The organism is Capnocytophaga sp. oral taxon 326 str. F0382 (assembly GCF_000318295.1).
GTDB lineage: Bacteria > Bacteroidota > Bacteroidia > Flavobacteriales > Flavobacteriaceae > Capnocytophaga > Capnocytophaga periodontitidis.
Genome location: NZ_KB291451.1, coordinates 1 through 20,724 on the forward strand (window position 1 = coordinate 1; position 20,724 = coordinate 20,724).

The 20,724-nt window shown below is 40.9% G+C and carries 17 protein-coding genes and 1 pseudogene; 11 read left to right on the forward strand and 7 right to left on the reverse strand.

From position 1 onward, the window contains the following. Positions 1-25 precede the first annotated feature (25 nt). A complete protein-coding gene (locus HMPREF9073_RS11960) occupies positions 26-895 on the reverse strand; it encodes a hypothetical protein (RefSeq protein WP_009414044.1) in 870 nt (289 codons plus the stop codon). A 100-nt stretch (positions 896-995) separates the two neighbouring features. On the opposite strand from HMPREF9073_RS11960, the gene HMPREF9073_RS11965 reads away from it, so the two are divergent. The 6 genes from HMPREF9073_RS11965 to HMPREF9073_RS11990 are packed head-to-tail and all read left to right on the forward strand — an operon-like array spanning position 996 to position 7,293. Then, complete coding sequence (locus HMPREF9073_RS11965; RefSeq protein ID WP_009414045.1) at positions 996-1,574, forward strand: Uma2 family endonuclease; 579 nt, start codon at positions 996-998, stop codon at positions 1,572-1,574. Between the two features lies 1 nt (position 1,575). Next, complete coding sequence (gene nadE, locus HMPREF9073_RS11970) at positions 1,576-2,346, forward strand: NAD(+) synthase (RefSeq protein ID WP_009414046.1); 771 nt, start codon at positions 1,576-1,578, stop codon at positions 2,344-2,346. Positions 2,347-2,359: 13 nt separating this feature from the next. Further along, entirely contained in the window at positions 2,360-3,610 is a 1,251-nt protein-coding gene (locus HMPREF9073_RS11975) for a WG repeat-containing protein (protein ID WP_009414047.1), read from the forward strand. Between the two features lie 22 nt (positions 3,611-3,632). Next, positions 3,633-4,910 carry a phosphoribosylamine--glycine ligase gene (gene purD / locus HMPREF9073_RS11980; protein WP_034555905.1) on the forward strand — a complete coding sequence of 426 codons (1,278 nt, stop codon included), beginning with the start codon at positions 3,633-3,635 and terminating at the stop codon, positions 4,908-4,910. A 58-nt stretch (positions 4,911-4,968) separates the two neighbouring features. Next, the gene (locus HMPREF9073_RS11985; protein ID WP_009414049.1) at positions 4,969-6,135 is read left to right on the forward strand and encodes a hypothetical protein; all 1,167 of its coding nucleotides are present in this window, start codon (positions 4,969-4,971) and stop codon (positions 6,133-6,135) included. Between the two features lie 21 nt (positions 6,136-6,156). Continuing rightward, complete coding sequence (locus HMPREF9073_RS11990) at positions 6,157-7,293, forward strand: carboxypeptidase-like regulatory domain-containing protein (RefSeq protein WP_009414050.1); 1,137 nt, start codon at positions 6,157-6,159, stop codon at positions 7,291-7,293. Positions 7,294-7,770: 477 nt separating this feature from the next. On the opposite strand, the gene HMPREF9073_RS11995 is transcribed toward HMPREF9073_RS11990, so the two are convergent. The 6 genes and pseudogenes from HMPREF9073_RS11995 to HMPREF9073_RS15750 all read right to left on the reverse strand — a co-directional run bounded on the left by HMPREF9073_RS11995 (position 7,771) and on the right by HMPREF9073_RS15750 (position 14,972). After that, the gene (locus tag HMPREF9073_RS11995; RefSeq protein ID WP_009414051.1) at positions 7,771-9,318 is read right to left on the reverse strand and encodes a DUF4301 family protein; all 1,548 of its coding nucleotides are present in this window, start codon (positions 9,316-9,318) and stop codon (positions 7,771-7,773) included. Positions 9,319-9,438: 120 nt separating this feature from the next. Next, positions 9,439-11,541 carry a GH92 family glycosyl hydrolase gene (locus HMPREF9073_RS12000; RefSeq protein ID WP_009414052.1) on the reverse strand — a complete coding sequence of 701 codons (2,103 nt, stop codon included), beginning with the start codon at positions 11,539-11,541 and terminating at the stop codon, positions 9,439-9,441. 50 nt (positions 11,542-11,591) lie between these two features. After that, positions 11,592-12,877: pseudogene (gene hemL / locus HMPREF9073_RS12005) on the reverse strand (glutamate-1-semialdehyde 2,1-aminomutase). Positions 12,878-13,051: 174 nt separating this feature from the next. Then, positions 13,052-13,702, reverse strand: coding sequence for a hypothetical protein (locus HMPREF9073_RS12010; protein ID WP_009751003.1), 651 nt, complete (start codon positions 13,700-13,702; stop codon positions 13,052-13,054). A gap of 38 nt (positions 13,703-13,740) precedes the next feature. Beyond that, complete coding sequence (locus HMPREF9073_RS12015) at positions 13,741-14,679, reverse strand: PfkB family carbohydrate kinase (protein WP_009751004.1); 939 nt, start codon at positions 14,677-14,679, stop codon at positions 13,741-13,743. 125 nt (positions 14,680-14,804) lie between these two features. After that, positions 14,805-14,972: a hypothetical protein gene (locus HMPREF9073_RS15750; protein ID WP_009751005.1), complete on the reverse strand. Its 168-nt coding sequence runs from the start codon at positions 14,970-14,972 to the stop codon at positions 14,805-14,807. A gap of 495 nt (positions 14,973-15,467) precedes the next feature. Here HMPREF9073_RS15750 and thrS point away from each other — a divergent pair, with 495 nt between their 5' ends. The 5 genes from thrS (at position 15,468) to HMPREF9073_RS12040 (ending at position 20,603) form a co-directional block, all read left to right on the forward strand. Continuing rightward, entirely contained in the window at positions 15,468-17,408 is a 1,941-nt protein-coding gene (gene thrS, locus HMPREF9073_RS12020; RefSeq protein WP_009751009.1) for a threonine--tRNA ligase, read from the forward strand. Between the two features lie 105 nt (positions 17,409-17,513). Beyond that, entirely contained in the window at positions 17,514-18,011 is a 498-nt protein-coding gene (infC, locus tag HMPREF9073_RS12025) for a translation initiation factor IF-3 (protein ID WP_106096058.1), read from the forward strand. A 121-nt stretch (positions 18,012-18,132) separates the two neighbouring features. Then, a complete protein-coding gene (gene rpmI, locus HMPREF9073_RS12030; protein WP_002674635.1) occupies positions 18,133-18,330 on the forward strand; it encodes a 50S ribosomal protein L35 in 198 nt (65 codons plus the stop codon). Positions 18,331-18,431: 101 nt separating this feature from the next. Continuing rightward, a complete protein-coding gene (rplT, locus tag HMPREF9073_RS12035) occupies positions 18,432-18,776 on the forward strand; it encodes a 50S ribosomal protein L20 (protein ID WP_002674637.1) in 345 nt (114 codons plus the stop codon). Between the two features lie 417 nt (positions 18,777-19,193). Then, positions 19,194-20,603 carry an alpha-amylase gene (locus tag HMPREF9073_RS12040; RefSeq protein ID WP_009751010.1) on the forward strand — a complete coding sequence of 470 codons (1,410 nt, stop codon included), beginning with the start codon at positions 19,194-19,196 and terminating at the stop codon, positions 20,601-20,603. Positions 20,604-20,724: the final 121 nt, after the last annotated feature.

The window sequence follows — 20,724 nt, forward strand, 5'->3', positions numbered from 1 at the left end:
TTTGTTAATTGTTATTTGTTAATTGTTATTTGTTTTTTATCATTTTCACTGAAAAAACAAAGATGAGTAGCACAACAATCCCCATAATTGCCCATAGAAGTGGTTTAGCTGATGCCATAGTACCATTGGTAGGGCTTTTAGTAACTGAAGTCGTTGCAGTAATAGGCTGAGTCTTTACATATTCTACAGTCTCATTGTAATGAATGGAGGGGAGTTGTTTAGGGATATGCTTCACAAAATGAGTGATGTCGTACTGAGGCGCTATGTCGTTAGCTTTGCCATACACTAAAAAATAGTGATGAGCTGTATCGGGGAAGCGCGCTGTGAGTTTATAAGTGATAGGAAAGAGGGTAATTTCAGAAATTGCAAGTGGGGTGTTATCTTGGTTATCAATATCGATTTGCAGATGTTTAAACAGTTGTGACGAAAAAGTATATATGTTATTTCCCTTAGAATTAAGCACCCCTTTAGCTACACTGCTCAGATAGGTGTCATCGGTAGTTTCGTTTTGCAAAATCTTCACAGAACGATAATAATCATAAGTTGTTGCAGGGTGAATTGCCACTTTGCCAAGGAGCAAAATTTCGGGAAGTTTGACGTCGATAATCGTATGTTTAGACGCTTTGTCGTTCTTTACAGCAAAGTGCGTAATAGTTTGAGTAGCGACCACTGTATCAACTATCATATAAGGCACTTCAATAGTATCGGTAATCGAAATGCCATAAATGCGCAAATCGTTATAACTCTCCATACGGTCGAAGATAGTAATGGGCAAAGTGAGAGAATGCCAACCGCTTTGGTTGAGATTTTCAAGTGCTTGTTTATAGCGGTATGACGAGAGCTGTGCCTGAGCTGTAAGACTACAGAAAAACAGCAAAACAAAGAGTTTTTTCATAGTTTGATAGCAACTTTAAATTTATACCGCAAAAGTATAAAAGTTTTTCGTTATTCGCAATTATTTAGTACCTTTGTCGCGATTCTAAAACAATAGAACTATGGAGGTTACTAATATCAATCAGTTGGACATTGCTAATGGGTTTTATACTTACGCCGATTATTTGCTTTGGAAGTTTGAAGAACGCTTGGAACTCATCAAAGGGAAAATTTTCAGAATGAGTCCGGCACCAGCCATTACCCACCAAAGAGTTTCTCGAAAACTATCAGGGGAGCTATACCACTTTTTCAAAGGAAAGACTTGCGAACTTTTTACAGCTCCTTTTGATGTGGTATTACCTAATGCCTACGGCAAAGAAGATACAGTAGTGCAACCTGACCTTTGTGTGGTGTGTGCTCCAGAAAAATTAGCTGATGGCAAGCGTTGTGTAGGTGCTCCTGATTTGGTAATAGAAATACTTTCACCTCATAACTCCACGCGCGATTTAGACCTTAAATTTCATCTATACGAGGAAGCTGGTGTACTTGAATATTGGATAGTGCGCCCAGAGAGCAAAGAAATAAACGTGTATGTTTTGCAAGAGAGCAAATATTATGGTTTGCCTCCTATTGTAGAGGGCAAAGACATCACCTCAATAAAATTTCCTACGTTAAAACTCAATACTAAAGATATTTTTTAAAATGGAAAACATAGCATCACAAATCGTTCATTGGATAAAAACTTACGCCGAAAATGCTCGTGTAAAGGGCTTAGTTATAGGCGTATCGGGCGGGGTAGACTCGGCGGTAGTCTCTACCCTTTGTGCGCGTACGGGCTTGCCAACACTCTGCCTCGAAATGCCCATTCATCAAGCCGAAAGCCACGTGAGCCGCGCCCAAGAGCATATCGCTTTCCTTAAAGCTCACTACCCCAACGTGAGCGACTTGCGCACCGACCTCACTCCTGTATTCGACCAATTTGTGGCACAAATACCCCCTACCGATAAATCTACTTATGAAATGGCACTTGCCAACACTCGTGCGCGCCTAAGAATGACGACCCTCTACTATTTTGCGGGACTCGAAGGCTATATAGTGGTAGGCACAGGTAATAAAATTGAGGATTTTGGGGTAGGATTTTTTACCAAATACGGCGATGGGGGCGTGGATATCAGTCCTATTGCCGACCTGATGAAAAGCGAAGTATACCAACTTGGCAAATACTTGCAAATTCCGCAAAGTATCCTCAAAGCAAAACCTTCCGACGGACTCTTTGGCGACGACCGCAGCGATGAAGACCAGCTCAAAGCCTCTTATGATGAGTTGGAATGGGCAATGCTCCAAACCGAGCAAGGCAAAAAAGCTGATGATTTCGGCGGTAGAGAGCGTGAAGTATTTGAGATATACACCCGCCTCAACCGTGCTAACCAACACAAGATGCAACCGATACCGATTTGTAAAATAAGCAGATGAGAAAAATCAGCAAATGAGAAAATTTGTTTTATTACTCATACTTTTATCAAGTGAAATAGCGATGGGGCAAGATTTTTCAATGGAAATCGATGGGTTTTGCAGAGGTTGGATCTATATCAATAGCAGTGCAAATATTGCTGCAATGGAAGTAAGAGGACTTCCGTGGAGAGAAAAATACAAGTCAGTATATGTAAGTTTTTTACCAAGTATTTATATTGTACAAAGTATTAAGACATCTAAATACGGATTGGTAGACCGTGAGAATAAGGTTATTGTTCCCCTGAAATACGAAGACTTAGGCACATTTGAATGTCCTTCAAATATTGCCTTTGCAAAGATGAATGGCAAGTGGGGAGCTATTACAGTTAATGATGAAATAGCTATTCCTTTTGTGTATGACAATTTTAAAGTTAGTTATGCCGATAGAAATCCTTTTTGTGTACAACAAAACAATAAGTGGGGGCGTGTAGATGAAAAAGGCAAAGTGGTTACTCCTTTTGAGTATGACGATGTAATGCTTACGGGTTATACTACTTCTTTCTTAAAAAAGGATAATAAATGGGGAGGTACTAATGACAAAGGTGAAATGATACTCCCATTTTTTTATGACCAAGTAAAAGTAGAATATCGCATTGGTGTGCTTTTAAACAAAGATAATAAATGGGGGATGATGAATAGAAATAACCAACTTATTATCCCTGTTATATATGATAGCATCACACTACTCAGTAAATATTGGCAAAGTACTATTTATTGTTTGGTTACCAAAGAAGGCAAAAAAGGTGTGGTAGATGATAACCATAAAGTGATTATCCCTTTTGATATCTATGATAATATTTCAGCCCCCTCGTATGATACTTTTATGGTAACTCTGCACAATAAAAAAGGTTTTTTTGATCACGAAGGGAAAGTTATTACGCCTGCCATATACGAAGAAGCTAAAGATTTTGATAGAGCTCTTGCACAAGTAAAACGCAATGGCAAATGGGGCTGTATTGATAAAGAAGGAAAAGAAGTAACCCCTTGCCAATACGATGCGATGAGAACTTGTGATGACCTTATAGCGGTACGCCTTAAAGGCTATTGGGGATTTCTCAACCTACAAGGAAAATTAATCGTGCCTTGCCAATATGAAGAGATACAGAGGTTTAATGGCGATGCAATTGGGGTAAAACGCAATGGCAAATGGGGAATGATAAACAAACAAGGAAAATTAGTTGTACCTCACAAGTATGATGAATCTTACAAACTAATGAATGAATAGAATTATTAAGTAAATGAATAAAATGAACATACTTATCCTTGGCTCTGGCGGTCGTGAACACGCCTTTGCCGTAAAACTACACCAAAGTCCGCTTTGCGACAGCTTATACATCGCCCCAGGTAATGGGGGTACCCACACCGTAGCTACCAATGTGGCTATCAACCCTACCGACTTCCCCGCACTCAAAGCCTTTGTGCTTGAAAAACAGATTGCAATGGTAGTGGTAGGTCCTGAAGACCCTTTAGTGCAAGGGGTATACGATTTCTTTGCCAACGATAAAGAACTCACTCACGTGCAAGTGATAGGCCCCTCACAGCAAGGCGCTACCCTCGAAGGCAGTAAAGAGTTTGCCAAAGAGTTTATGGTGCGCCATAACATCCCCACGGCTAAATACGCGAGTTTTACCAAGGATACAGTAGACGAAGGTTGCGCTTTCCTCAGCACTATGAAAGCCCCTTATGTGCTCAAAGCCGATGGTTTAGCAGCTGGCAAGGGGGTAGTGATACTCGAAAATTTACAAGAAGCCCAAGCCGAATTACGCCGTATGCTCATCAACGAGAAATTTGGCAAAGCAAGTACTAAGGTGGTGATTGAAGAGTTCCTAAAAGGCATTGAGCTCAGTTGCTTTGTACTCACCGATGGGGTAGATTATAAGATATTGCCTACTGCCAAAGACTATAAGCGCATAGGCGAAGGTGATACAGGGCTCAACACAGGCGGTATGGGGGCTGTTTCACCCGTTCCTTTTGCCGATGCAGCTTTTATGCAGAAGATTGAAGAGCGCATCGTAAAGCCTACTATTGCAGGATTGCACAAGGAAGGCATTGTATATAAAGGTTTTGTTTTCATCGGACTCATAAAAGTAGACGGTGAACCTTACGTGATAGAATACAATGTGCGTATGGGAGACCCCGAAACCGAAGCCGTTTTGCCACGTATAGAAAGCGACCTCATTCCGCTATTCCAGTCGTTGTACAACGGCACTTTGGCTTCACAAGAGCTGAAAGTAACCCCGCAGAGCGCTACTACGGTGGTAATGGTATCAGGAGGTTATCCTGAGGATTACGAGAAAGGAAAAGAGATTTCTGGCACTGAAAAAGTAACAGATAGCACTGTATACCACGCCGGTACCACCCTTAAAGACGGCAAACTTCTCACTGCTGGCGGTCGTGTGCTTGCCATTACTTCGCTTGGCGATGATTTCAAAGAAGCCTTACAACGCTCTTACAACAATATCTCAAAAATACATTTTGAAGGTGCTTACTGGCGAAAAGATATCGGGAAAGACCTTTCCAATTAACAATTAACAATTGATAATTAACAAAAAGTCCCCTCAAAAATTACTAATCCTTATAAATATGAAAAAGAATATAATTGCAGTCCTCACCTATATAACCCTAATTCCACTATCTTTTTCTCAAAACACTCTCTCCAAATACCTTGCAGATAAGGAGACTAAAGCCCCCTTAAAAAGTGCTACCATCCATAATGCGAACGACTATACCGTTACCAATGACGACGGGCACTTTGTATTCTATTCTACCAATGACAGCATTACTATAAAAATGTTAGGTTATGAAACTCTCAAAAGCACTTTCAAAGCGCTGAGTCGTACAAAAGATACCTTGTACCTTATCCCAAAACCTTTTCAGTTAGACGAAGTAACCCTTTCTAACAAAAACATTATACAAGAAGCCTATAATCACGCCACTATCAATTACCCTATGGAACCTTTTGTTGAAGATTTCTTTTTGCGTTGTATCCTCAAACGCAATGGTGAACTTGTGAAAATAGAAGATTTTAGTGGTCGTATCAAACGAGATAAATTGTTTGGTGTGAAAAAAGAATATGCTTTTCAGATTCTGAATATGAGGAAGTTCGGTATAGAAAAGAAAGGATTACGGACAGATGATTTTGAACTTCTTTCCTTAGATGGTCTTTTTGATTGGTATAGTAATTACTTCTTCTTAGATCCAAAGGAGTACCGTTTTTCATTCCTTAAAGTTATAGATGAAACACATCATCAGGTAAGTCATACTTCTAAAAATGAAGAGGATTATTTAAAAGGAATAGGCTTTTTTATTATCAACACTGATGATTATGCTATCAAAGAACGCCTTTATAAAATCAATCCTAAAGTGATTGACAAAATACCTTTTACTAAAAAGTTAGCAGGAAAGTATAGAGCTATTAATTACTATCTGAGAGAGAAATGCGAAAAAGATTCTAAGAATAATAAGTATTTTATTTCTAATGGAGTAATGACTCAAAAGGTAGAACTCTACACACAAGGTGAAAGAATCGTATACGATGTAAGTTTCGAGCTCATTGTTACTCACCCTTTTTCAGATCTCAGTACTTTTAAAGCTAATGTAAATGACAAAAAAGAGCTCTTTAAATTAGAAGTGCCCTATAACAAAGAATTTTGGGAGACCCAAAACCAATTGCCTCTTACCAATGAAATGCGCGATTTCATCAATAAACCCCACAACACAAAAGAATACCGCGTGATTTCTAATTTCTAAAGTAATATAAAACATAACTATATGAAAATACTATTCCTTATCCTATTATTCATAGCCACAGCCTTACCCGCCCAAGTAGCCGAACTCACCCTGCTGGATGCCTCTACAAAGCAGCCCATCTCCAATGTAGAAGCCTATTACGCACGCTCTCTCAACGGCACTATTACCAATGAGGAAGGCAAACTGCGTATTGCGGTGGAGAACGATACCCTTACCCTAAGCCATATAGGCTATGCAACTAAAAAGATTTTTACAGATAAAACCTTTGCCAAAGCAACCCTCTATCTCAATCCTCAGGAAATACAACTTGACGAAGTAGTAGTGTATAATTTTGATTTGAAGAAAAAAGTGAAGTATGTAATTGACAATTACTCTAAGCTATATGACACAAAAACTAAGATATTAGAGGCTACATATAGAGAAAAAACGCTTAAAGATGGTCATATTATCCGCTTTTATCAAATACAGTTAGACTGGTGGACTAAGAATTATATTTATCATTTTAGAGAGCCTTTAAGCAAATTCTCACAGATACAACTCAAGAATACTGACTATGCTAAAATAATGAGCAGTGAGGAAGATGTATCCAATGAATTAACTTTAGAGCAAAAGACTCTTATAATGTACTTATATTTGAATCCTTACCTTGTATTTTTGTACAACGCTGAGAGTATTGATATTAAGAAGGTAGAAAAGAACAAAGAAAATACTATTGTAACTTTTGATGCTGATATTACAAAACTAGACCTAACTCTCATTAATTCTGTTATTTATTTTGATAATAGTACTAATGCTATTAGGAAAATTATTTTCAGTCAAAAGCCCTCTACCAACACAGGAATATCAAGAAAATCAAAAATACCTTACACATCAACTACAGAACAGGCTACTTGGGAAATTACTTTTACTCCCTATAAAAATAAATTGCTTTTAAGTTCTTTTTCTGTAGGAGCAAAAGCGACTGTTGAAATTCTAGGTAAAGTATATACCTATCAAATAGAGCAAAGCTATTTACGAACAAGCATACAAAACAAACATATTAAAAAAGAAGATAGAATAGATGTAGAAAAACCTTTCTTTGAATATGTTACTCCTCATAAACAAGGTGAAGCCAAGTTTTTACTTACCAAAGAAGAACAAGATTTTATAAACCAATAGCCTTATGTTTTGATCTATTTGTAAAGAACCTACAGAATAAAAAAGGGGCTGTCCTAAAAGTTTTTCTTGAGGGGGCGTTTGCAGCACATACCCAGCTATCGCTGGCTTTCCTTAGACTTTGTCAAAGTTTTGGGACTTTGACAAAGTTTATAATGTAAAAGCCACTTTAAAAGGGATTGATTATCACGATTATAGACTTTGTCAAAGTTTGGGACTTTGACAGAAGTTTATGATGCAAAAGCAATTTTGAGACTTTTCGGACAGCCTCTTTTATCTTTATTCATTAAGCTGTTTTTGCTTCAATGTTTTAACTGATTGTACGAGTATTCTAACAGCAAAATCTTTCGATTTATCTCTTACAATACTTTTACTCATTTTTTCAGTTTTTGTGAGTTACTCACATACCCAATACTAGCTTTACCAATCGTCTGACACCTGACACCTGTTACCTGTTACTTGTTACCTATTACCTGCCCCTCACCCTTGGTGGGTTTTCTTGAGCAGGTCGTTTACTACTTTTACAGGGTTGAAGGTGATGATAGGCACTTCAACGAATAGGGTAATCCAATGTGCCATTGAGCCATTCCACAAACCGGGGAGTTCTAATGCTTTTAGCGGACGACCCATATAGGTTTTGGAGGTGATAAAGGCTTGGTTAGGGTCTACGTATTGTTGTAGGTCGAACTTCTCGCCTTTATAGTTTTTAGTGCCACAAATCAAATCTACAGGGTTGAAGTGAGTAGACTGTTGGAAGATTTCCTTTTGCTTAGCATCCGCCATATTTACTTGGGCAGATTCGATGATTTGGAGGCTATAGCCTTCACCGTCTTTCACCCAGAATGGACCTCCACCAGGTTCCCCTTCATTCTTCACCATTCCGCACACGCGTATAGGGCGATTGAGCTGTTCTTTGATGAACTCCATAGCGTATTGGCGGCGGAATTTATAGATGTAATCAGGAACAGTGATATTGATTTCCTTTAGAAAATCGAGGATGTGTTTCACCTCTTTTTTCTTAATCTTATTATTGTCGATACGGCGTAAGATTCTAAAAATTTCGTCCTGTACTTCACATAGTTTACCAGCGAGAGCTTCTTTGTAGAACACCGTTTCATCGGTGTATTTTTTTACTACCACATTGTCGATATTCTTGATAAAAATGATATCAGCATCAATGTCGTTGAGGTTGCTCAACAAGGCGCCGTGGCCAGCAGGGCGGAAAAGGAGATTACCTTCTTCATCGCGGAAAAGCTCGTTATCTTCGGTTACCGAAACTGTGTCGGTGCTTGGTTTTTGGTAAGAGAAATCTACATCAAAAGTGATGTTGTAACGCTCTTCGAGCACCGGTTTGATGAGGTTGAGTTCTTTGTAGAAAGCTTCGGTATGTTGCTCGGTAATAGTGAAGTGCAAGTGAGCTTCTTGCTCGTCGGAAGCGTAGAGCACTGCCTCGCGGAAGTGTTCTTCAAAAGGGGTAGCAATTTTCTCGGAGTGTTTGTGAAAAGGGAGTAGTCCTTTGGGCATATTGCCATAGCCCAAACCATCCTCATTAAGGAGGGTATTGACGATAATGTGTTTTTGGATATCTTCGTTTAGTGAGGAAAAGTCGGGGTGTTGTTTGTCGATAGCTGCTTTGAGGAGGGGGTAGAAAGCAAAGCGTTCAAGCCCATCAAAGAAAGTTTTTACTTCCTTATTGCCAGTTCTACCGATATAGGCTACAAACGATTCGCGGTCGGGCTGGAAATCGTCTCTAAAGGCGAAGAGCGATTTGAACATACGCGTTGCCGCTCCTGAGGCAGGTACGAATTTCAGGATAGTGTTGCCTTGTTTGCGTTTTTGGTAGATAGCAGCGTATTTGGCAGCTTCTTCTTTACTAAACGGGATGATACCATCGTCTATCACAGCAGCTTTGTAGAGCTGGATAGGGGGTACTCCTTGTTTAAATTGTGCTACTTGGGCATTGAGCATTGCTTCGGTAATACCTTTTTTGATGAGTAGCTGACGGTCTTTTTCTGTTAATTCATTCATAATATAATAGTTTCGTTCAACATTCTAATACTTACGATTATTTGAGACGTCAAAGGTATAAACAAAAAAAGACAAAAGCAAGAAAAAGTTGAAAAAGTTTTAATTGTTAATTATCAATCGTCAATTGTTAATGGTTAAAATTTCGTCGTAATTGATGTAATTTCTATGAAATGGCTTGCCATTGAAGCGTATTTCGCCTGCCTTTTTACCCTTTTCGATAGTGAAGGTTTTGCCGTTCTCTAAGTGAAGGGTAGCTTTATCGAACAAAGGGGTGGTTAGATAATACCTGCCATCGGAAGGGTTGAGAGGGTAGAGGCCTAAGGCAGAGAGCACATACCAACTGCTCATTTGTCCGCAGTCCTCATTGCCACAATGCCCGCTGGGGGTATTTTTGTATTGAGTATTCAATATTTCGGTAACGCGTTGAGATACTTTTTCGGGGTGGTTTGTGAAATGATAGAGGTAAGCCACGTGATGACTCGGTTCGTTACCGTGCACGTATTGTCCTATCATTCCGGTACTGAAAATAGGCAATTTCTCATCGGGAGTAACGGCTAAAGTGAACATCGAATCGAGTTTCTGTTCAAAAGCATCAGTACCCCCCATTGCATCGCGCAAGCCGAGAATGTTATGAGGCACAAACCAGCGGTAATGCCAAGCATTGCTTTCGCAGAAGTATTTGCTGTAATCCTTAGGATTGAAAGGCTTGATAAACTGTCCTTTACTATCTTTAGGACGAAAGAAAGTTGTTTTTTCGTCAAAGAGGTTGCGCCAATTTTCAGCGCGTTTGGCAAAGTAAGCCGCATCTTGTTCCTTGCCGAGTGATTTGGCAAATTGCGCAATACACCAGTCGTCGTAAGCGTACTCTAAGGTTTTAGACACCGACCAATTTTCTCCTGATTTATCTAAATCGTAAGGCACATAACCATATTGCTGGTAAAGACCAATTTCGCGTTCTTTCACCATTGCACTTTGTTTGCAAGCCTCATAAGCTAAGGGGATATCCATCGGGATATTCTTAAAATAAGCATCTACGATAATAGGAACAGCGTGATAGCCTATCATCATATTAGTTTCACCGCCCTGCATACTCCATACCGGTAAAGTGCCATTTTCGCGGTAGTGCGCTAAGAAGCTCTTGATAAAATCGGCGGATGCCTCACGATGCAACAAGGTGTAGAGAGGGTGAGCCGCGCGGAAAGTATCCCAAAGTGAGAAAGTATCGTAACGCTTTTCGGGGGCATCGACATCACTGAAGAGGTTAGGCGCCAACATCGATTGGTAGAGCATTGTATAGAAAATTGTTTTTTGCTCCTCAGTTCCCCCTTCTACCGTAATTTTCTGTAATTGTCGTTCCCAGAGGTTACGAGCCGCCTCGCGATAGTCGTCGAAAGCAAAATGAGGAGCTTCGGCTTCCATATTTTTATAAGCACCTGCAATGCTGTGCATAGAAAGTGCTGTTTTTACTACTATAGTTTCATTTTCGGCAGTAGCATAGCGGAGCACAATTTTAGAGCGGTTAGCTTTGCCGTTTTCTTTTTCTTCAGTAAATTCCTTATCAAGAAAGGGTTTGGAGAGCTTGATGACGAAATACACCTTTTGGTTACGCGCCCATCCAGTAGAAAACCGATAACCTTCCAAAGTAGTGTTATCTACCACTTTCAAATAAGTTTCAGTAGGTTTATCCCAGTTGATGCTATAACCTAAATCTACGGTAATTTTGGATTGTTCATCCTTAGGGAAAGTATAGCGTTGAACGCCTACGCGCGGAGTAGCAGTGAGTTCGGCTTTGATGCCATAACTCAACAAATCAACGCTGTAGTAACCAGCAGTAGCGGTTTCGTGTTTGTGAGAGAAATAGGAGAAAGGCAGGCGGTTGTTTGCCTCAATACGCTCGTTAAATCTACTATTGGTGGGCATAATGAGTACATCGTAGAGGTCGCCAGCCCCCGTACCTGAAAGGTGGGTGTGTGAAAAGCCGGTAATGATGCTATCGGGGTAGAAGTAGCCCGAAATTCTATCCCAACCTGGGATACCAATATCCGGACTGAGTTGCACCATTCCAAAGGGCGTCATTGCCCCAGGGTAGGTATTCCCCGTGCCATCGGTACCGATGAAGGGGTTTACATAATTAGTGAGTTGTTCTGTAGCTGGCTCTTTTTGCTCTGACGGACTGTGGCAAGCTACCAAGGCAAATGCCAAAAGGTAAAGGTATGGTTTCATTAGTTTGTTATTAGGTATTAGGTTTCAGGATTTCCAAATTTTCTAATTTCCTACAGCTCCATAATCACTCTGTTAAGAGCGCCAATGGTTTTATCGAGATCTTCGTAAGTAAGCGCATCGTTGAGGAAGTAACTTTCAAAAGCACTTGGTGGCAAATAAACGCCTTCGCGCAACATTCCGTGGAAATACTTGCGGAAACGCGCTGTATCACTCTTAGCCGAAGAAGCGAAATCGGTTACGGGATTTTCGTTAAAGAAAAGGGTAAACATAGAGCCAAAACTGTTGATTTGATAAGGAATGCCCGCACGTTTTAGCACATTGTCAAATCCTTCGTGCAAGTAAGCTTTTTTTTCGCTAAACTATCGAACACTTCGGGCTGTTCGTTCAAAGCGGTGAGCATCGCCAAACCAGCACTCATCGCCAAAGGATTACCGCTAAGGGTTCCCGCTTGGTATACAGGCCCTTCAGGTGCTAAGTAACTCATAATTTCTTTATTAGCAGCAAAAGCCCCTACGGGGAGTCCGCCGCCAATCACTTTCCCAAAGGTAACAATATCAGCTTTGATGCCAAAGACTTCTTGCGCTCCGCCTTTAGCCAAGCGGAAGCCGGTCATCACCTCATCAAATATCAAAAGCGCCCCATTTTCAGTACAGAGTTGTCTCAATCCTTCTAAAAATCCTTCGGCAGGAGGCACACAGCCCATATTGCCTGCCACAGGTTCTATAATCACACAAGCAATTTGCTGAGGATTGGCTTCCAAAAGGGTCTTCACCGATGCTAAATCGTTGTAGTTTGCTAAAAGTGTATCTTTAGCCGTGCCTTGGGTTACCCCAGGGCTATTAGGGCTGCCAAAAGTGGCGCCACCGCTACCCGCCTCAATGAGGAAAGCATCGGAATGTCCGTGGTAGCAACCCGCGAATTTGATAATTTTCTCTCTGCCGGTATAGCCACGTGCCAAGCGGATAGCGCTCATACAAGCCTCTGTACCGCTATTCACAAAGCGGATTTTATCGATATTAGGCACCATTGCAACCGCCAATTCGGCGATTTGCACTTCTACTTCAGTAGGAATGCCAAAAGAGGTGCCTTTTTTAGCGCGCTCAGTTACTGCCTCAATTACAGGGGCGTAGGCGTGACCTAAAATCAGAGGCCCCCAAGAGGCAATATAATCGATGTACTTGCGGTTGTCCTCATCGGTGAGATAAGCGCCTTGGGCTTCTTTTATAAAAATAGGATGCCCCCCTACAGCATTAAAAGCGCGTACGGGAGAGTTCACTCCACCAGGGAGTACTTGTTGTGCAGCTGCGAATAATTCGCTACTTCTTTTGTATATCATTGTTTAAGTGTTAGGTGTGAAAGCGAATAAAAAGTTAAAAAACAGTATATTGTTATTATTGAGAGTTATAATAAAGACTCTTTTTTCAGATTGTCCCCCTTCGGGATTGTCGGCAATTGCCGAGTAAGTGAGTCGGGGGCTATTAATAAAACATTTAAAAGTTACTTTATATTGTTAATTAAAAAATGCTCCTGTATAACAAAAAGTTAAAGAGAGATAATTCCCTTTCAGTGAAGGGGTATGATTTTTTACAGTGTGATTTTCTATCCAATATTGCACATTCAGCTGAAGTATATCACGCCCTTGGCTCACTACAAACGAGTTGCGCAAGCCTATACCAAATAGCATTTGCGTTTTCTCGTGTTCAGGTTTGGTGGGCAGTTCTTTTTTAGGTTTTAAACTGAAACTATTGAGCCCTATTGAGAGCAAAGCGCCGAGCTCATAATTATCACCTCTGTCGCACCACAATACTTTTTCCATATCCAAAGTGCCAAAAATATTTAAAAAACTATTATTGTCAGACACTTCCGTTTTGTACACTCTTTCGGGGGCGTAAGGCGGATTAGGACTCACGATATAATCATCTGTAGGATAAGTATAACTCACTGGAAATTTTGCTCCTCCCATAGCCCCTCCAAATGAAAGACTCACAGCATATTCCATACTTTCGCGCAGCTGAAACTGAACCCCCAAAGGCACAATGGTAAGGGTTTCCAACTTATTACTCCCCAACGGAATGCGCCCTCCAGCCATCAGCCCTGTATAGAACTGTGCCAAAGCACTTTGCGCAAGTAATAACAATATGACAAGCAGTATTTTTTTCATTAGTTGTTAGTAATGAGTCGCTTGCTATCCCCTGAAACCTATCCCCTAACACCTGAAACCTGAATATCAAACTGTGTAAGGTCTCTAAATTGTTGTAAACGGGCAGTTCGCTCGCTGTGGGTGAGGGTGAGCAGTCGTTCAGCACCAAATTTTTCAATACAGAACGAGGCTATATTTGCCCCTTGAACGATAGCGTTTTTCAAGTTGGTGAACGAGTAGTCCCGAGTTTTAGTGAGATACCCCACCATACCACCAGCAAAAGCGTCGCCAGCACCTGTGGGGTCAAATACTTCGGCTAAAGGCAAGGCAGGAGCAAAAAACACTTTATCGTCGTAGAATAAGAGTGCGCCGTGTTCGCCTTTTTTAATCACTACATACTTCACACCCATTGCCATAATGCGCTGAGCAGCTTTCACAAGTGAATACTCTTTGGTGAGCTGGCGTGCTTCTTCATCGTTGATAGTGAGCACATCTACGCGGGCGATTACCTCCATTAGCAAATCCCAAGTGTGGTTCATCCAGTAGTTCATCGTGTCCATTACCACTAATTTGGGGCGCTGAGTCATTTGGTTGAGCACGTCCATTTGTAGGGTAGGGTGGAGGTTGCCGAGCAGAAGTACTTCGGCATCGCGAAAAGCCTCAGGGACTACGGGTTTGAAATCGTTGATAACATTCAACTGAGTGTCGAGGGTATCGCGTTGGTTCATATCGTTGTGATATTTGCCACTCCAGAAGAGTGTTTTGCCACCGTGTACAATCTCAATGCCCGATACATCAATACGGCGCTCAGTTAGTAGATGTAGATACTCTTGTGGATAATCGTCGCCTACGATAGAGACGACCGCAGCAGGGATTTCAAACTGAGCGGCAGCGAGTGCTATATAGTTAGCCGAGCCCCCCATAATAGCGTTGCTTTTTCCAAAAGGTGTTTCTATTTGGTCGAAAGCGATGCTTCCGAGAATAAGTAGTTTGCTCATTTATTTATTTTGATACTCTTCCAACTCTTTTACAAGTAGTTGTACATATTTTTTGTGTTTTTCTTGATAGATAAAAGCTAAATAGTGATTGTTACAAAGGGAATATTTACTTCTAAATCCACAGCTTAAATTTTTATGTACTCTTCTTCTTTGTATTGTTTTTTCATTATTTTTTCTTTGCGTTCTAACTTTCGTGCACGAAGTCTACGGCAGAGTGCTAAAAGGGCGTCACTCGGCTCTTGGATAGTGGTTTGCCACATATTAGGGGCTATTTGTTTTCTGGTAATTATCATTGTAATATTTTTTATCTTTGCAAATTTCGGGCAAAAGTACAAAATTATTACGAAATACGGATTATAAACGAAGGGAATTGTAGTATTTTTCTAATTTTTTCTGAAGAAGATAGTGTATTTTTCTGTAAGAAGAGTGTTTTGCAGAATGAATAAAAATATGTTATAAATTTAAGAGGCTGCCCAAAAAGTCTCAAAATCGTATTCCCTCCCTACACTCTGATAATTAATCACTTTTAGAGTATGTTGTGTAGGGGTGTTTTGCAAACGCCCTCCATATAAAAAAACTAAAGTCTCAAAATCGTATTCCCTCCCTACACTCTGATAATTAATCACTTTTAGAGTATGTTATGTAGAGGCATTCTGCAAACGTCCTCCGCACAAAAATTTTTTGAATAGTCTTTTTTTTCTTTTTTTCCTCATTCATACCTCGTAATTCATAATTATTTTGTAATTTTGCACTTTCAAACTCAATAATACTAAAAATCAACGATAAAAATGATTAAAATTACACTACCCGACGGTTCAGTAAAAGAATACCAAAGTGGTATCACCCCTGCTCAAGTAGCACAAAGCATCAGCGAGGGACTGGCGCGTAACGTCCTTTCTGCCAGCTTCAATGGCAAAACCATAGAAACCGTTACCCCCCTGACGACCGACGGTAGTTTAACATTATACACTTGGGATAGTCCCGAAGGTAAAAAAGCTTTCTGGCACTCCTCAGCGCACATCTTGGCACAAGCACTCGAAGAGCTCTATCCCGGCATCAAGCTCACCATAGGTCCTGCCATCGCTAATGGTTTTTATTACGATGTTGATTTCAACGGCAAACCGATTTCCGAAAAAGATTTCCCTGCTATCGAAGCTAAATTCTTGGAAATCGCTCGTGGCAAACACCCTTTCAAAATGCGCCCTGTGAGCAAAGCCGAAGCCTTGTCGTACTACGCAGGCAAAAATGAGTATAAAACCGAACTCATCGAAGCGCTCGAAGATGGAACGATTACCTTCTGCGACCATAGTACCTTCACCGACCTTTGTCGTGGGGGACATATCCCTAACACAGGCTTTGTGAAAGCTGTAAAAGTACTCAGCGCTGCTGGGGCTTATTGGCGTGGTGATGAGCACAACCCACAACTTACTCGTGTGTATGCTATCTCATTCCCTAAACAAAAAGAACTCACCGAATACCTCGAACTGCTTGAAGAAGCTAAAAAACGCGACCACCGCAAGCTTGGTAAAGAACTCGAACTCTTTACCTTCTCTAACAAGGTAGGTCAAGGCTTACCGCTCTGGTTACCCAAAGGAGCTGCCTTGCGCGAACGCCTCGAAGCCTTCTTGCGCAAAGCACAAAAGCAAGCCGGTTACGAGCAGGTAGTTACCCCGCATATCGGTCATAAGAATTTGTATGTAACCTCAGGTCACTGGGATAAATACGGAAAAGACAGTTTCCAACCCATTGCCACCCCTAACGAAGGCGAGGAATATTTACTAAAACCGATGAACTGTCCGCATCACTGCGAGATATACAACTCACACCCTTGGAGTTATAAGGATTTGCCTAAGCGTTTTGCCGAGTTTGGTACAGTATATCGCTACGAGCAAAGTGGCGAGTTACACGGTTTAACCCGTGTGCGTTGCTTTACCCAAGACGATGCACACATCTTCTGTACTCCTGAACAGTTAGACGACGAGTTCAAACACGTAATCGATTTGGTGCTCTATGTATTCGGCTCTCTTGGATTCGACAATTTTACCGCGCAAGTATCGTTGCGAGACCCCGAAAATCCTACCAAGTACATCGGTAGTGATGAGAATTGGGCAAAAGCCGAAAATGCCATCATCAACGCTGCGAAAGAAAAAGGTTTGAGCTATGTAATCGAAACAGGTGAAGCCGCTTTCTATGGCCCTAAACTCGACTTTATGGTGAAAGATGCCTTAGGCAGAAGTTGGCAACTCGGTACCATTCAGGTAGATTACAACCTCCCAGAGCGTTTCGACCTTTGGTATAAAGGCGCTGATAACGAAATGCACCGCCCTGTAATGATTCACCGTGCGCCTTTCGGAAGTATGGAACGTTTCGTAGCCATTTTATTGGAACACACCGCTGGAAACTTCCCATTATGGCTCAACCCGAATCAAGCTATTGTACTATCATTGAGTGAAAAATATGAAAATTATGCTCAAAAAGTTTTGAGTTTGTTAGAAAATTCCGATATTCGCACCCTGATAGACAATCGTGCTGAAACTATGGGCAAAAAAATACGCGAAGCCGAAACCCAAAAAATCCCGTATATGCTCATTGTCGGTGAGAATGAAGAGAAAGAAGGCACCGTATCAGTGCGCAAACGCGGTGGTGAAGATTTAGGAAGTATGAGCGTAGAAGCCTTTGCTAAACTCATCAACGACGAAGTTAACAAGAGTATTAAACAATTCCAATAGCCCTTCTCCCTCCCCTCGGGGGAGGGTTAGGGTGGGGATAAAATTTAAATAGCCATCATAAAAAAAAGTAACACACCGGGCAGAGATGACAAACAACCTCATCGTATCAATCGCGATATCCGCGTTCCTGAGGTGCGTTTGGTAGGGGAAAACGTCGAAGGAGGCGTATACCCCACTCGCAAAGCATTAGAAATTGCTAATGAATTAGAACTCGATTTGGTGGAAATTTCACCAAACGCCACGCCTCCTGTTTGTAAGGTAATCGATTATAAGAAATTCCTTTACGAACAAAAAAAGCGTGAGAAAGAGATGAAAGCCAAAGCTACCAAAGTAGTAATTAAGGAAATTCGCTTTGGTCCTCAAACCGATGACCACGACTATGAGTTTAAGAAGAAACACGGCGAGAAGTTCCTCAAAGAAGGCTCCAAAGTAAAAGCCTACGTATTCTTCAAAGGTCGTTCTATCATCTATAAAGACCAAGGAGAAATCCTCCTCTTGCGCCTCGCCACCGACCTCGAAGACTATGGCAAAGTAGAACAAATGCCTAAACTCGAAGGAAAACGTATGACGATGTTCCTCGCACCTTTACCCAAGAAAAAATAATCCCCTCCCTAACTCTCCCCTAAGGGGAGGATAAAAGTGAGGGCAAAAATAAACTCCCATAACTCCCCTCCTTAGGAGGGGCAGGGGGAGGACGGAATTATATCAATAAAAATCTAAGCAAATGCCAAAAATTAAAACTAAATCTGGAGCTAAAAAGCGCTTCAAGCTCACCGGCTCTGGTAAAATCAAGAGAAAACACGCGTTCAAAAGCCACATCTTAACTAAGAAAGCTAAAAAACGCAAGTTAGCACTCACCCACGCTACGCTCGTTCACTCTAACGACGAAGCAAGCGTGAAGAAACAATTAGGCTTAAAATAATTGTTTAAATAGTAGGAAATTAATAACCGTGGAGTAGGTACCCCTAAGCGTTTGTTTTAAGCACAAACCACCTGCTACAAAAATTAAAAAAAAAGGAATTTATGCCAAGATCAGTAAATGCTGTAGCTCGTAGAGCTCGTAGAAAAAAAATAATGAAGCAAGCCAAAGGTTTCTTTGGCCGCAGAAAAAACGTTTGGACGGTAGCCAAAAACGCTGTTGAGAAAGCAATGCAGTACGCTTACCGCGACCGCCGTAACAAGAAGAGAACCTTCCGCGCTTTGTGGATTGTGCGTATCAACGCAGGGGCTCGCTTGCACGGATTGTCTTACTCTCAATTTATGGGTAAACTTAAAGCAGCTGATATCCAACTCAACCGTAAAGTTCTTGCCGATTTGGCAATGAACCACCCCGAAGCGTTCAAAGCTATCGTAGAAAAAGTAAAATAAACGTTTAACTAACGATATAATTCCGTATAAAAATAGGCTGCCTCATAAAAAGACAGCCTATTTTTTTCGTCATTCGTAACTCGTAATTCGTATTTTTTTATTACCTTTGCCCCTAATAATACGTCAGTTCGATATAACAGACTATTGATTTACAACTTTGTATCATAATATATTCACAAAATAATTCACCGTCAGGTGAAATTCGTGAGATAATATAAAATAAAGTTTTACACACTCCCAAATTCGTGGAAATAAAGACTTTTATGCACTCCCAATTTCGGAGTTTTATGCAATTTCAAATTAGTGAAAATTCGTGAAATTCGTGGGAGTTTAAAAATATTTCACTGATTGTTTAATAATTACTTACGTCGAACTCACGTTAAGTAGCAAATTCACGTTAATTAAACACTAAAAAATATGAAAACATACATCTATTTATTAGCAATTTGCTCTTTGTTATCCTGCAAAAAGGATAATAAAGGCGAGCCTACCCCACAAAATGTATCACCCATCGACCTTACTAAAATTGACAACGGTAATCGCGTGATGATGCAAACCTTCTATTGGGATGTAGAACCTCGCGGTGAATGGTGGAATACCATTACCCCTAAACTCGACGATTGGAAAGCTAATGGCGTAGACCGTATTTGGCTGCCTCCTGCCACCAAAGGCGCTTCTGGGGGCTATTCTATGGGCTACGACCCCTCCGATTATTTTGATTTTGGTGACTACAACCAACACGGCACTACCAAAACACGCTTCGGCTCACGCAATGAACTCGAAAACCTCATCAACAAAGCCCACGAAAAAGGCTTGCAAGTAATCGCTGATATTGTAATCAATCATTGCAATGGGGGAGGAGAGGAGATAAACCCTTATAAAAACAACGAAAAAACAGAAACACTGTTTGATAAAACTCACGGTAACGCTTCCGAAAAATTTAATCGCAATTACGAGCATTTTCACCCTAATGCTATTGAAACATCCGATGAAGGAGGTGGTTTCTTTTTAGACCTTGCACACAGAGTGCCTTATGTACAAGATTGGTTGTGGAAAAAAGACGAATCAGTAGCTAAGTATTACAAAAATACAATGAAATTCGATGGCTGGCGTTTCGATTATGTAAAAGGATTTGGAGCGTGGGTCATCAAGGAATGGATGAAATCTGTTGGCGGTTTTGCGGTAGGTGAACTCTGGGAAGGCAACCCCGAAACCCTTAAAAATTGGGTAGATGCTTCCGGCATTTCAGCCTTCGATTTTGCTTGTTATTATGCCGTAGAAAAAGCCTTGGATAGCCAAAATGATATGCACCATTTAATGAGCGACCAGCACCCTATGTTGCGCACTTTGCGCCCCGATAAAGCAGTAACTTTCGTCGGTAACCACGATGTAGACGATAGAAACGATGTCCACCCCGATAATACCATCCCTAAGAATAAAAAACTAATGGCTTATGCCTATATCCTTACTCACAGCGGTTACCCTTGTATTTTCTATACCGATTATGAAAATTCTACTAACAAAACCAAATTGCAAAAGTTGATGCTTATCAACCGCAGTTTAGCAGCAGGCGAAGAAAAATTCCACTTAGCCTCTAATACCGAGTATGTAGCCTCACGTTTGGGTAAAGACAAAAGTCCTGGCTTAGTGTTGTTCCTCAACAATGGCAACACCCCTGCCGAGCGTACCATTACCACCCATTTCAAAGGCAAAATCTTAATAGACTATACAGGTAACTCTACCGAGCGCTTCGCTACCAATAACGAAGGGCGTGTAACCCTAAAAGTCCCCGCTAACAGCTATACTATTTGGTCTGTCGGTCAATAAATTTTTTAGTTTTACACTCAGCGAGCTACTCATCACAAGTAGTTCGCTGTTTTATTCACTACTACTTAAAAATATTTATTTAGTGTCATTTCAATATAACAGAATATTGATTTACAGCTTT